8 protein-coding genes are annotated in these 13,644 nt (G+C 73.1%); 2 read left to right on the forward strand and 6 right to left on the reverse strand.

The window, feature by feature from the left end; all coding sequences use genetic code 11:
* Positions 1–6: 6 nt before the first annotated feature.
* Both CRV15_RS35000 and CRV15_RS38015 read right to left on the reverse strand, forming a co-directional pair.
* Positions 7–1,428: a sulfatase family protein gene (locus CRV15_RS35000; RefSeq protein WP_003963695.1), complete on the reverse strand. Its 1,422-nt coding sequence runs from the start codon at positions 1,426–1,428 to the stop codon at positions 7–9.
* 165 nt (positions 1,429–1,593) lie between these two features.
* Positions 1,594–1,686 (reverse strand): putative leader peptide, encoded by a 93-nt coding sequence (locus CRV15_RS38015; protein ID WP_368860404.1) that lies wholly within the window; start codon positions 1,684–1,686, stop codon positions 1,594–1,596.
* A gap of 576 nt (positions 1,687–2,262) precedes the next feature.
* On the opposite strand from CRV15_RS38015, the gene CRV15_RS35005 reads away from it, so the two are divergent.
* Both CRV15_RS35005 and CRV15_RS35010 read left to right on the forward strand, forming a co-directional pair.
* Positions 2,263–2,940, forward strand: coding sequence for a hypothetical protein (locus tag CRV15_RS35005; RefSeq protein WP_003952637.1), 678 nt, complete (start codon positions 2,263–2,265; stop codon positions 2,938–2,940).
* Between the two features lie 305 nt (positions 2,941–3,245).
* Positions 3,246–3,797, forward strand: a complete 552-nt coding sequence (locus CRV15_RS35010; protein WP_003952638.1) for a hypothetical protein — start codon at positions 3,246–3,248, stop codon at positions 3,795–3,797.
* Positions 3,798–4,054: 257 nt separating this feature from the next.
* Here the strand turns inward: CRV15_RS35010 and CRV15_RS35015 are convergent, their stop codons facing one another.
* From CRV15_RS35015 to CRV15_RS35030, 4 genes are all read right to left on the reverse strand, one after another.
* Complete coding sequence (locus CRV15_RS35015; RefSeq protein ID WP_003963696.1) at positions 4,055–5,539, reverse strand: class I SAM-dependent methyltransferase; 1,485 nt, start codon at positions 5,537–5,539, stop codon at positions 4,055–4,057.
* On the reverse strand, positions 5,536–10,518 hold the full coding sequence (locus CRV15_RS35020; protein WP_003963697.1) for a non-ribosomal peptide synthetase: 4,983 nt from the start codon (positions 10,516–10,518) through the stop codon (positions 5,536–5,538). The genes CRV15_RS35015 and CRV15_RS35020 overlap by 4 nt, the downstream gene beginning before the upstream one ends.
* A 469-nt stretch (positions 10,519–10,987) precedes the next feature.
* Entirely contained in the window at positions 10,988–12,553 is a 1,566-nt protein-coding gene (locus CRV15_RS35025; protein ID WP_003952642.1) for a prenyltransferase/squalene oxidase repeat-containing protein, read from the reverse strand.
* Complete coding sequence (locus CRV15_RS35030; protein ID WP_003963698.1) at positions 12,540–13,532, reverse strand: terpene synthase family protein; 993 nt, start codon at positions 13,530–13,532, stop codon at positions 12,540–12,542. Before CRV15_RS35030 ends, CRV15_RS35025 begins: the two co-directional genes overlap by 14 nt.
* Positions 13,533–13,644 lie beyond the last annotated feature (112 nt).

Consider the following 13,644-nt stretch of genomic DNA (forward strand, 5'->3'; position numbering starts at 1 on the left):
GGTTCCTCACCCGGGGTACGGCAGCAGCCCCTGGTCGATCCGCTCCCACGCGGCCCTCAGCTCCGTCAGCAGTCCGGGGTGTACGGCGGACCGGTCGGCCTGCTCACGGATGTCTTCCGACAGCCGGTGGAGGCGTTCCCTGCCGTCCCTGCCCCGGTAGTACTTCCACTCGCCCCGCCGCAGCGCCCGCTCGCCCCGGACCCGCCAGAACAGGTCGCGCGCGGGCGCCTCGGCGCCGTGCAGCAGATGGCCGGCGAGGCTGACTCCGTCGAGGGGGTACGCCGGATGGGGCCGCGCCCCGCCCACCTCCAGGAGGGTCGCGGTCCAGTCGGGGGAGTACACCGGCACCCGGCTGACCTGCCCGCCCTCGATCCGCGCGGGCCAGCGCAGGATCGTGGGCACCCGGATGCCGCCGTCCAGGAGCGACCCCTTGCCGCCGCTGAGCGGCCAGGTGTACGAGAAGCGTTCGCCGCCGTTGTCGCTGGCGAAGACCACCAGGGTGTCGTCCTCCTGCCCGGACCGCCTCAGGGCCGCGAGCACGGCGCCGACCGAACGGTCGAGATCCTCGACCATCTGCCGGTACGTCGCGAGCGAACCCCCGTCCTGGTGCCACAGCGCCCGCCGGTCGCCCGCTCTGATCCGGCGGACGATCCGGGCGCTGGTCTCCTCGTCGCCGTCGGCGATCCACGGCCAGTGCGGGGTGGTGAAGTTGAGGTTGAGGAGCCAGGGGGTGCGGCCGTGGTCGCGGCTGACGTACCCGACGGCCCGTTCGGTCAGGACACGGGTGTAGTAGCGCAGGTCGCGGTATTCGGCGTCGCCTTCGTAGAGGTCGTACTCGCCGCCGGAGCCCAGCTTGGAGTAGTACTCCAGCGCCCCGCCGAAATTGCCGAAGAACTCCTCCCAGCCGGACCGGGTGGGGCTGTGGTCGGGCAGATGGCCGCAGTGCCATTTGCCGATCAGCGCGGTCCGGTACCCGGCGTCGCGCAGCAGCGACGCGAGGGTGGGATGAGCGGGATCGAGCCCCACCGACCGATCGGCGATCGGCTCGGCGAGCCCGCCCTCCGTGCGGCCCGGGTAGCGGCCGGTGTAGAGGCTGAACCGGGTGGGCGAGCAGGTCGCGGAGCCGCTGTACGCGTCGGTGAACCGCACGCCCCGGCGGGCGAGCCGGTCCAGATGGGGGGTGCGGATCTCCGGGGCGCCGTAGCAGGACAGATCGGCCCAGCCCAGGTCGTCGCCCAGGATGAACAGCACGTTCGGGCGGCGGGCACCCCGGCCGGGCGTGCGGGCGGCACAGAACGGACGCTCGGCGGGAGGGGCTCCGCCGCTGTCGGCGGCGGCACCGGCGGCGGGCAGCCCGAGAGCCGCCACGGCACCGGCGGCCGTACCGCCGAAGGCACGCCGGGACAGAGGGGAGTCGAAGGAGGTCACAGGGGTGCTCCAGGGCAGGAGTGGGGGCCCGCGCGGATGCGGGGCATCGCGCGGGGACGGGAACCCGGGAACCGGAACCGGGGTGGCGAGCTGCGGGGGCGGACGCTCCCGGACGCGCCGGATCACCCACAAGGCCGACAGGGCCTCAGGACGCGGCGGAGTGCGTCAGACGGGACGACAGATGGCGCTCGCGACACGGACCAGGTCGACGTGGCGGCGCTCCACACGATGGACCCGCAGGTCACCCAGTGGCTGCATGGCTCCAGACCATTCCCGATGCCCCACCTCCTGTCAACGGCCCGCCCATCCCTCGGACCTCCGCCGGGGCCCGCCCGACGGCGGGCGTGGGCAAGGGGCGGTGGGCAAGGGGCGAGGCGATACGCCGACCGTTGTACGCATCGTGACGACGGGGAGCCGCAGGGGCAGGTGCTGTGGGCGCGGCGGATGTTCGCCGAAACCCTCGGAGACGTCCGGCACAGGTCGTTCCCGCTGAGCGTCAGGCCCGTGGCGGGTGCGGCACCCCGGACCTCCGGGGCCCGGCGCAGCAGTGGCTCCTGGGACCGCGTCCACCCGGCATCTCCTCCTCGCCGGTGTGGACAGGGGCGTCCGGCAGCCGACCGGCCGTCTCCGCCCGGCGCGGGCGGCATGCCGCGTCCACCTCCCCCCCCAAGGAGCAACGACCCGATTGATTCCGCGGGTTCCTGTCGGGGGAGGACATCACGGCCGTACGGTACGGCGACGGCGTCCGGCCTGCCCTGAGGCCGGAACTCCGCGGGACAGCGGGCCCCTTGACCCCGTGACACCCGTCCGGAACACGAGCACGGAGAGACACCCATGGCTGAGAACACCGGCACGACCCCACCACGACCCGGCGGAACCTCCCCCGAGGAGGGGCCGCCGCAGCCCGCGAGCAGCCCGCGGCCCCGGCTGCGGACGCTGTTACGGGACCGGACCCACTGGACGACACTCGTCGTGCTGCCGCTGCTGGGCGCCATCGCGTTCTGGGCCGTCCAGGGCTCATGGGGATGGATTCGGGACAAGGTCTTCGGACCTCCGGGGCTGACGGCGTACACCTCGGGCCCCACCGCGTGCACCCCCGCTCTCCTCCCCCTGGTGCTCCAGACGAAGAACGCGCGGGCCATCGTGGTCACCGGGGTCAGGGCCGAGGTCCTGCCCGGCGGGGAGGCCGTCCAGGACGAGGAGAAGCCCGCCGCGGAGAACTGCGCGGGCAGCGCGCACCAGCCCGTCTTCGATGTGCGTCTCGATCGGACCCCCGCCCTGGCGGTGCCCACGGTCGAGAACCCCGAACCCGACCGCACCGACTTCCCGTTCACTCTCTCCGCCGACCAGCCGAAGCAGCTGAACCTCAGAATTCATCCGGGCGGGCGCGAGGTCCGTTTCACCGTGACGGTCGAATGGGTCGCCGACGGCGAGTACGGCAGGGTGACGCTCGACAACGACCGCGACCGCGATCCCCTGACCGACGGCGGCGGATACCGGGCCGGAGCATGAGACTCCGGGCCGGACCGCCCCGCGCGGGGAGTGCCGCCGAACCGGCCGGTGGATACCGCGCCGACCCGTCAGCCGGTACCCGGGCCGTCCCTCGTCCGTGTGTATGGTCCGCCGCGTCCGGGACGTACGGATGCCGCCCGATCCGTCCGCCACAGGCTCCCCGGGCCCGGTGCCGTCCACGTGGCGGGGACGCGCCGGCCCCGGCGGCGGGCGGGCGGCAGGCCGGGACTCGTCCCTGGGCCGCGGGGAACGACCGCGCCTGGACGTACCATGCCCTTCACCACCTTCCCGGAAAGAGGAAACCCATGTCATCGTCCTGCGACCCCGGGTGCGCTCCCGCCGGCGATGTGAGCGCGGCGCTCATGAACACCGATTCGCGGCTCAGGGAGATCCATGCCGGACGGCCCGGGGAGGGCCCCGAGCAGCGGATGCTGACCGAGCAGTTCATGGCGTCCCTGGGGCCGGGGGAGGCCGACGCGCTGCTGGACGGGACGTGCACCCTGATCTTCCTGTTCATGAAGTGGCTGCGGGAGGCACACGAGGACCAGGACGAGGATGTTCTCGCGCATGTGGTCCCCAGTGTCGTGGCCATGATGCGGGCGATGCCCAGGAGTGTGCGTCCCGAGGCGATCCCCACGATGTCCGGTCTGCTCGTCGCCTCCGCCATGGGACTGAGCCCCGGCCTGTGGCGCAAACAGTACGGATACTGGACCAAGGAGGAGATGACTCCCCTGGAAGTCACCGCCGTTCTGCTCGCGGAACACATCAACCGCCTCGCCGGTGACCCCGACTACGCCACTCGCATCATCATTGACGCTCTGTCCGACGACGGCGACGAGGAGGACTCCGAGGACTGAGCGGACGGGTCCGGGCCGGACCCGGCGGCCGTCGCCTCCCGAGTCGCCGGGTTCGCGCGCGCTGCGCCGACAGGTCGGCGGCCCGTGCCGAACCGGGTCGCCGACCAGCGGCAGAAGTATGGTGAACGGACCCGCCCCGGCTCCCGGGCGTCCGGCGCGCCTTCCGGGGTCTCCTTCGGCGCTCCGTCGGCGGCTGCGGCACCTGCGGTCACCCGCCCGCGATCACCGTCCACGGTCCGTCCGGATGCGCGGCGGTGTCAGAGGGCGGGCACGACCGTGATCCGGCCGGGGAGCAGACCGGCCGGGAGGCGGTCGGTGAGCCGTTGACGCAGGAGCTGGGGGGCCTTGCGTTCCAGATAGGCGGTCAACGGTTCATTGGCGAGCCGCGCCGGGTCGGCCGGTGGCTCGTCCCACAGCTCGCAGTGCAGACCGCGAGGTGCCGCGACGACCGCCAGATCGCCCTCGGTCCGGCCGGTGGGGGAGAGGCACACCTGGGCCGGAAGACCGGCCAGGGCCTCGGCCAGCTCGGCGGGGGTCACCCCCGCACCGCTCGGATGCGGCGCGGTGAACGGCCGGACCAGGCGGTTGGGTATCCCGGTCACCCGGACCGCCCGGCCGAGCGCGGTCGCGGACCTGACGGTCGCCCGCAGGTCCGCGAGGCCGTCCGTCCCGTGCCACTGCCACGACACGGTGCCGCACGTCCGCGCGACCGTCGGTTCGACGGTCAGGACGACGTCGTAGCGGAAGCGGTTGAGTTCGTTCTCCGCCGTCCCGAGCTTGGGCCGTACCGACACCCGGACCGGGCGCGGCCGGCCGTTCGCCCACACGGAGAAGAACGCCGGGTCGACGAGGAGTTCCCGTTCCGTCCGTATGCGCTCGGCCACCCGGCGGTCCTGCTCGGCGCCCGCCGGGTCCGGACCGGCCGCCCGTTCCAGCGAGGTCGCGAACGCGCCTTGCAGCGCGAGGTTGCGCACATCCCCGACCACGATGGTGCCGCCGGGCCCGAGCAGTGCGACGGCCGCGTCCAGGACGTCGGTGAGATAGGCGGCGGACGGGAAGCACTGGGTGACCGAGTTCATCAGCACGGTGTCCGGCCGGTGCGGGGCGGGCAGACCGTGCAGGGCTGCGGCGCAGCGGCCGGTGAAGCCGGGTGCGCCGATGTCCTGGGCCGACGCCTGCATCAGCCGGACCCGTCCGGTCGCAGGACCGAGCCGTTCCCCGAGATAGGAGATGGCGGTGGCGGAGAGGTCGAGACCGAGATACCACTCGGTGCGCGGCGCGAGCCGGAACAGCAGCAGCCCGGTGCCGCAGCCGATCTCCAGCACCCGGGACGGACCCGTCCCGCCGACCAGATCGACGGTGTTGTCGATCCACTCCAGCATCTGCCGCTGCTCCAGCGGCTCACCGGTGTAGCTGTCGTGCCAGCCGCTGAGGTTGAGATCGGCGGCGATCAGACGGTCGCTCCGGGTGTACGTCCACTCGTAGACGTCCTGCCAGTCGTGGATCAGGTCGGCGGCGGCTGCCGTGCTCCCCCGGGACTCCTCGACGGCCTGCGGTGCCAGCACGACCTGGGCGACGGGCCGGCGACGGCCCCGGCGGTCCGGCTCGACGGTGACCCGGGCGGCGGCCACCAGATCCAGCGCCAGGAGTGCTGCCGTCACCTGCTCGACGGCGCGGGCCTCGGCGGCGGCCCTCTCCTCGGCTGCCCTTCCCTGACCGGGAACCGTTCCGTCGGCCGTCATCGCGTCCCTCCCCGCCGGAGTCCCCCGTGGCCGCCCGGCCGGCTCTCCTGCTGTATCTGCCGCTGGATGGCCCGGGCGATCACCGCGGCCCCGGGCTCCTCGATCAGGTCGTAGTGGTGGCCGGGAACCGTGACCTCGCGCACGGCACCGGTGATGTGCGGCCGCCAGCCGAGCAGCTCCGCCTCCCGGGCGTCGTCCACGCCGATGCCCGTACGGGAGTTGCGCGGCGCGGGCTCGGCGGCCCGTAACAGCAGGGCGTCCCCGTGGAAGGCACGCGGCCGGTGGGCCAGCAGCGCGCGCAGATGCCGTTCGAACACCCGTGTGCGGAACGTGAGTTCATGGAGCGCGCCGTCCCGGGGGAGCAGCCCGGCGGCCGACAGCCGGTCCGCCACCCGCTCGGCCCGGTCCGGCCCCGGCAGCGCGGTCAGCTCCTGATCGGTCTCGGCGAGCAGCGGCAGCCCGTGGCGGGCCTCCAGGGACCGGGCGAGGCGCAGCATCGGATACGCGTCGCCGGGCTCGTCGAGCCAGCCGCGTGCCGCGATGGCGTCCGGGGCGTTCGCGTCGATCAGCGCCAGCAGGGACACCCGTTCACCGGCCTCCTGGAGTCCGCAGGCGATCTCCTGGGCCAGGACCCCGCCCAGTGACCAGCCGGCCAGGGCGTACGGGCCGTGCGGCTGCCATGCGCGGATCGCCCGCAGATAGCGGGCGGCCATCTGCGGGACGGTGGCCGCGCCGTCGGCGGGTGCGCGGCGGTCCGGCGAGGCCGGGTCCTGGACGCCCACGACGGGACGGTCGCCGGTCAGCCGGGCGAGCCGCGCGTAGCACAGCACATCGCCGCCGGAGGGGTGGAGCAGGAACAGGGGCCTGCTGTCCGCTCCCGGCCGGATCAGCACGGTGATCGCGCCGTCCTCGGCCGTGCCGCCGGCCCCGCCGCTCGCGGGCGCGCCGTCCAGCAGGGCCGCGAGGCCCCGTACGGTCGGCGCGGCCAGGAACGCGGCCGGGCGCAGGTGTCGGCCGAACTCCCGCGCCACGGCCGTGAGAAGCCGGATGACGAGCAGGGAGTCGCCGCCCGCCCGGAAGAAGTCGGCGGTGACGGAGATCCGGTCCACTCCGAGCACCTGCTGCCACAGCGCGCAGAGCGCTTCCTCGACCGGGCCGTCCGGCGCCTGGTGGGTGTCCGCGCCGGGGGCGACGGCGGCCATCGGGTGGCGCAGCACCAGTGTGGCGTCGTCCGTGCCGTCCGCCCGCCGGTCGGTGCCGATGGCCCGTTCCCATGCCCCGTCGCCCGCCGCGAGTTGGCAGACCAGTTCCTGGAGGTCCGAGGCGAGGGTGTCGATCGTCCCCGGCACGAACAGTTCCTCGGTGGCGTCCAGGTTGTACCGGAGTTCGCCGTCCTGCTCGTACACCTGGAGATCGAGGTGTACCTGGGGGGTGCGGACGCGTTCGTACACGTCCCGGACGGTGATCTGCTCGGTCTGCGGCCTGCGGTACCAGGAGCTGAACCCGATCGTGCTGGTGAAGACCACCGGCATCAGCGGCACATCGGTGGCGCCCTGCCGCCGGGTCAGCTCCCGGATGGCGTCCACACCCGAGAACAGGTCGTGCGCGACCGCCCTGCCCAGGTCCCGGCGGAGCCGCAGCGCGCGAGTGGTCAGATCCGACGCGGCCGAGCCGTCCGTCTCCAGGAGTGTGGTGGTCGCGAACGGGCCGAGGGTACGGCCGAAGTCCGGGTGGAGCGGCAGCCGGTTGAAGTAGAGCACGTTCAGGGTGAACCGCGACTCGGGTGTCCGCCGCGCGATCACCTCCGCGTACGCGGCGGCCAGCGCCATCGAGGTGGTGAGGCCGCGCTCCGCGCAGCGGGCCCGGAAGGTCTGCCACGACGCGGGTCCGAGCCCGCCGACCCGGCGGGTCATGAGGTCGGTACGGGACCGCTCCGGGGCGTCCACCAGGGGGAGCCGGGGGGCGGGGGGCAGGGTGTCGAGCCTGCGCAGCCAGTACTCCCGGTGCCGTCGGTAGTCGTCGCCCGCCCGCAGCCGCTCGCGGGCGAGCACATAGTCGCGGAAGGTCACCCGCAGGCGTTCGAGACGGGCGTCCGGGTCGCCGTGGACGGCGAACAACTCCTCGAAGAAGAGGTTGAAGCTCCACCCGTCCGCGATGAGCAGACTGCAACACAGGTACAGCCTGCTCACGCGCTCCGTCAGCAGGTCCACCCGGAGGTCGAACAGCGGCCAGGACTCGGGGCGGGGTCCGCTGCGCGCCAGCTCCTCCCGGGTGTGCTCGACGGTCGCGTCCTGCTCGGCGGCGCCGAGTCCGCGCAGGTCCCGGACGCGCAGCGGGTAGGCCGGCACCTGCTCAGGGTTGAGGATCTCCTGCCGTCCGTCGTCCAGGAGCCGGGCGCGGAGCATCGGCTGGTGGGCCACGATCCGGTCCACGGCCCGTTGCAGCGCCGCCGGGTCCAGCCCTTCCGCCTCGAAGTCCAGAGAGAAGTGGGCGGAGTGGTAGCTGAGCCGGTAGAGATCCTGCTGACCGATCCAGTACGCCTGTTGCAGATCGGTGAGCGGGAACGACCTCTCGTCCGGGTCGGCGGCCAGGGCCTCCGGAGCCGCCGGGCGGTGGTCGTCCCGGTCGGTCATCATCCGGGCGAACTGTTCCAGGGTGCAGCCGTCGTAGACACCGGACACCGGGAGCGCGACGCCCAGCCGCGCCTTGACCGCTCCGGCCATCCGGGCGGCGAGCAGCGAGTCACCGCCCAGCCCGAAGAAGTCCTCGTCCAGACCGATGTCGTCGATACCGAGGATCTCCGACCAGATCCCGGCCAGCGCCTTCTCCGCGGGGGTGGTGGGCACCCGATGGGCGTCGGCGGGTGTGTCAGGGGCCTCGGGATCGGTGTGCGGGTCGGGCAGCGCGGCGTAGTCGATCTTTCCGTTCGCCGTGGTGGGCAGCCTGCCGAGGCGGACGATCCGGCTCGGCAGCATATAGGCGGGCAGCAGCGCCGCCAGGTGCTCGTGCAGTACCTGCTCGGCGTCGGACAGCGGCCCGTGCAGGACCGCGTAGGCGATCAGCCGGTCGCCCTGCCCGGCGCGCAGCACCTTGACCGCCGACTGCCGCACCCTCGGGTGGCAGGCCAGCCGGGCTTCGATCTCCGCCAGTTCGATGCGGTGGCCGCGCAGTTTGACCTGGCGGTCGTTGCGGCCGAGGAACTCGATGGTCCCGTCGGGGTGCCAGCGTCCGAGGTCGCCCGTGCGGTACAGCCGGTGGCCGGTCACCGGGTGGACGAGGAACCGCTCGGCCGTGCGCTCGGGGTCCCCCAGGTACTCGCGGGCCAGTCCCGCACCGCCGATGAACAGCTCGCCGACCGCTCCGACGGCCACCGGCCGCAGTTCCTCGTCCAGGATGTGGAACCACTGGTCGCGCAGCGGGACACCGTACGGGACGCTGCGCCAGGCGGGGTCCACCTCGCCGATCGGATGGTGGATGGACCAGATCGACGCCTCGGTGGCGCCGCCCAGGCTGATCACCCGGGCCCCGGGGGCGAGCGCCCTCAGCCGGTCGGGCAGGGTCACGGGTATCCAGTCGCCGCTGAGCAGGACCAGGCGCAGCGAGGAGAGGTCGGCGCGGGCCTGCTCCGGGTCGCCCTCGCTGTGGTCGACCAGCATCTCCAGCAGCGCGGGCGCGGTGTTCCACACGGTCACCCGGTGGGTGGCGGCCAGTTCCCGCCAGTGCGCCGGGTCGTGCTGCGCGGAGGGGTCGGGCAGGACGATCCGGCCGCCCGCGCCGAGGACGCCGAAGATGTCGTAGACGGACAGGTCGAAGCTCAGGGCGGACAGGCCCAGCACGCTGTCGTCGGGTCCGACGCCGAACCGCTCGGTGATGTCGTCGACGGTGTTGCGGGCCGCCGTGTGTTCGACGGCGACGCCCTTCGGGGTGCCGGTGGAGCCGGAGGTGTAGATGACATAGGCGAGGTCGTCAGGTCCGGCGGTGTCTTCGGCGGGCCCTCCCTGCCCGGCGGGCGGGGCGGGCGGCGTGGTGTCGACCGTCAGCAGGCCGACGGAGGGCCGTACCCTGCCTTGTTCCACGAGGTCCGTGGTGGTCAGCAGGGTCTGTGCGCCGGACTGTTCGATGACCTGGGAGACCCGTTCCGCGGGCCAGTCCGCCCCGATCGGCACGTACGCGGCCCCGGCGCCCACCACCGCGAGGACGGCCGCGATCTGTTCCGGGCTCTTGTCCAGGGCCACCGCGACGACGTCGCCCGGGCCCGTGCCCCGTTCATCGAGACGGGCGCGCAACGCGTCGACGAGGGAGGCCAGTTCGCCGAAGCGGACGGTCCGGTCGGCGGTGTGGAGCGCGGGTGCCTCCGGGCGGGCGGCCATGGCCTGCCGCACCGGTCCGTCCAGCGGGCCGCAGCGGGCGGGCGGCTCGTTCGGGAGGATCGGGTCGAAGCCGGGTATCCAGCCGAGGTCGGTACGGCTCCAGGCGGCGTCGTCCGTGGCCAGCAGGGAGAGCAGGCGCCGGGTGGCGGCGTGGAGACCGGCGGTGTGGCCCGGCAGTGCCCTCCCGGCCCGCGCGGCTTCCCCGCCTTCCCCGGCCTCGGTGTCTTCCTCGGCCTCCTTCGCCGCGCTGCCTTCCTCGGTTCCCGCGCTCTCCTCGGTTCCCGTGCTCTCCTCGGCAGACCATCGCAGGGTCAGTGCCGGATCCGTCCCGAGGACGGCGAAGCTCACGCGGACCCGCGTGGGTCCGCCGGTGAGCAAGGCCCCTCCGCTCCGCTCCCCGGCGGGCAGCAGGTGCGCGCGGTCGGCGACGGACCGGCGGGTGGGATCCCCGTCCCAGGCCCCGGCCACCAGCGCGCAGGCGGCCGCCACGGCGGTGACAGGGACGATGCCGTGTTCCTCGGACCTTTCGCCGAAGGCTTCCCATCGTTCGGCGTCAAGGACTTCGTCCTCGACCTCTTCGGGTGAACAACCCTGTTCAGGACGTCGCATGGGCTGGAGGTTCCCTTCATCCGGGTGGATCGGAACGTCTTCAGCGGCAGGTGGCAGGAGATGGTGCCGTCCCGGCTCGGCGGGACTCACCACCCCTTGGCGGACTCACTGCCGTCGACGTGTGCGGTTCTTCCTCCCATCACGCGCCCATCCCACCCGAGGTTCGAAATTCAACTTAATATTCAACCGAAGTGCCGTTGTGATGCGTATATATGTAGTGGATCGCCCGTTCACAGTGATGAACAAGAGGAACCTGAACGAATCAGAGGGAAACGCGATGAAGCGGTAAGCGGGTGGAACGTACGGGGAATGCGGCCCGTACGGCAGGGGCGCGCGGAACCTCACCGGCGCGCGCGGTCCTCAGCAAGCAGGCAGCAGGCAGCAGGCAGCAGGCAGCAGGCAGCAGGCCGGGCCGGAGGCCGGGGCGAAGGCGGGACGGACGGCTGCGAAGGCGGGCGGGCGGGCCCGGTCAGGGAAGCAGGGCGGCGAGGCTGCGGGCGGCGTGGACCAGGCCGCGCAGGACATACACCCGGGGCAGGCTGGTGATCTCGATCATCAGCGGCCGGGGCGAGTAGGTGTCGTACTCGGCGTCGACCCGCCCGGCCGTGTCGACGCGGGAGCACAGGAAGGCGGCTCCGGCGGGTGCGGCCTGGTGGCGGCCCGCCAGGGAGAGGGTGGTCAGCGCGTAGGCGGTGGAGATCGCGTCGCTGTGCCGGGTGGGGCGGAAGCCCCAGCCTCCATCGCTGTTCTGCGAGGTCAGCAGCCGGGTGACGGCCATGTCGACGGCCTTGCCCGCCCGGTGGGCGAGGCCGTCGGGCAGGACACCCGCGTCGGTGGCGCGGAGCAGGGCGTAGACGGCACGCAGAATGACATTGCCTTCGCTGGCGCTCCACTCCAGGCCCCATGTCCCGTCCGGGCACTGGCCGTCGATCAGGAAGCGCACCGCGTCCTCGATACGGGCGGCGTACCGGTCGGCGTCGGTACGGGCCCAGGCGGTGACGGCCTCACCGGTGGTCGCGGCCTCGGAGGGGTTGCCGCGCGCGTACAGGGGCAGGCCGCCGTCGGTGTTCTGCATACCGGCGAGATAGGCGCATCCGGATCGGAGCGCGCCGCGGTGGCGGGCCGGGTCGATCGACGCCAGGGCTTCGAGGACGAAGGACGTGGTCTCGATGTCGGTCTGGGAGGTCTCCGCGGTGTAGTTCCACGCGCCCGAGGGGTGCTGGCGGGCGGCGAGCCAGTCGCCCAGCCGCGCCTGCGCCGCCGGGTCGGCCCCGGATTCGGCCAGCGCGGTGCCCGCCAGACCGGTCAGCACCGGGTCCATGTCGGCCACCAGCGGAAAGCCTCCGTCCGGCCGCTGTCGCGCGATCAGCGTGGCCAGACCCGTACGCACCGGGCCGTCGTGCCCGGGGTGCCGGGCCAGGGCGTGCAGGAGCAGCACATGGTCCAGGAGGTTGCCCTCGAAGACCTCACCGGCCCGCACCGTCCCGGCCAGCAGGGCGAGATCCTCGGCGGTGACCCGCTCCGGCCGGCCGAGGGCGGCGGCGAGGACGGCCTTGCAGGCGGTCATCTCGATCTGCTTCCACACCTGTAGATGACGGGCCTCGAACGCCTCCCAGACGGGTTCGGCGACCCGGTCGACCGCGCCGGTGAGGTACAGCAGCGTCTCCAGCAGGAGCCGTTTGCGCACGGCGGTGAAGTGGGTGAAGCCCGTCAGGAGCCTGTCCGTCAGCTCGGGTCCGGCCGGGACGCCGGTGCCGAGCGCCGCCGCCACCACCATCCGGTCCAGCTCCGACGCCCGCTCCTTCTTCCCGGCCTCGCACAGGAATCCGCGGGCCCGGGCCACGGCCGGATCGGACGGCACCAGGAGCTGCAACAGCCGCAGAGCCGCCGCCGACTCCAGCACCCGGCTCTCGCACGTGCCCGGATACCGGCCGTCCTCCGCCACCAGAGCCGCTGTCGACGCCGCGACCAGTCTGACCGCGTCGCGCACGGCCTCCGCACCCGCGACGGCGGCCTGTTCGTCAGAGCGCCGCATCCCGTTCTCCGTTCGGGGTCGTGCCCGCTTCCCGGGCCGGGTCGGTGTCGCGGTAGCGGCCCAGCTCCGGCAGCGACCGGGCGGTGGCCGCGAACCGGCGCGCGGCCGTCACATACCGTTCGGCCTCCGCACGGTCCGCAGGGGGGAGAGCGCCTTCTCGGACGAGCTTCCCGGCGGCGGCGTCGAAATTGTCGAGGCGCCGCGCGCACATCTCCCGCAGCCGCTCCCGGGCCGTCCGGAGGCAACCGTCACCCTCTGCGGCGAGGGCTTCGACCAGGTTCGGGTGCCCCAGGGCCCGGTCCCTCCCGACCGAGAACAGGTCGTTGGCGAAGCCGATCGCGTCCGCCAGCGCCCTGTGCATGTCCCCGGCGGCGTCGAGGGTTTCCACGGCTCCGGGGAGCCGGATTCCTTCCGCCGCTTCCAATATGTGCAGCGCCGGAACGACGGCGGACGTCCGGCGACGAAGCGCCATCCGGGCGCCCAGTGCCAGTACCTCGCCGTTCGCGCGGACGCGGACCTCCTCGACGCACGCGTCGAGGAGGTCGGCGAAACCGGCGGTGAACCGCGTCAGCCAGGACCCGTCGGCCTCCCCGCCGACGCGGGTCACGAGATCGTTCAGGGCATGCTCGAACGGACCCCGCCCCTGCTCCGCCGTCCCGTCCAGGACGGCCCGCAGCCCCCCGGCCAGAGCCGCCACCTCGTCGGCCTGCACACCGGGCCGGTCGAACGCGTCGTCCAGCAGGCACACCAGCGCCGCGAACTGCGCCACCAGCGCCACCGGCTCCAGCTCCCGGCGGGAGACCACCGCGAGAGCGTAGTGGTGCAACCCCATCCCGCTCAGATTCGCCCGCTCCTCCGGACCGTCCACCAACGCCAGCGCTTCCGCCCAGGTCAGCAACTGCCGCTCGACCAGCGCGGGGGACACCTCGGGGGGTGTCCCGCCCGTTCTCGCCCCGGGTGCGCCGTGCGCGTCGCCCATCGCCACCACTCCGACTCCACCTGACTCCAGGGTCTTGAGTGGCCATGTAGTAGCGGAAGGCGTCCGGCGTGCACCAGTGCGAGCCCTCGCGCCCTGGCCGAAACCGGCTCAG

This window comes from Streptomyces clavuligerus (genome assembly GCF_005519465.1).
Taxonomy (GTDB): Bacteria; Actinomycetota; Actinomycetes; order Streptomycetales; family Streptomycetaceae; genus Streptomyces; species Streptomyces clavuligerus.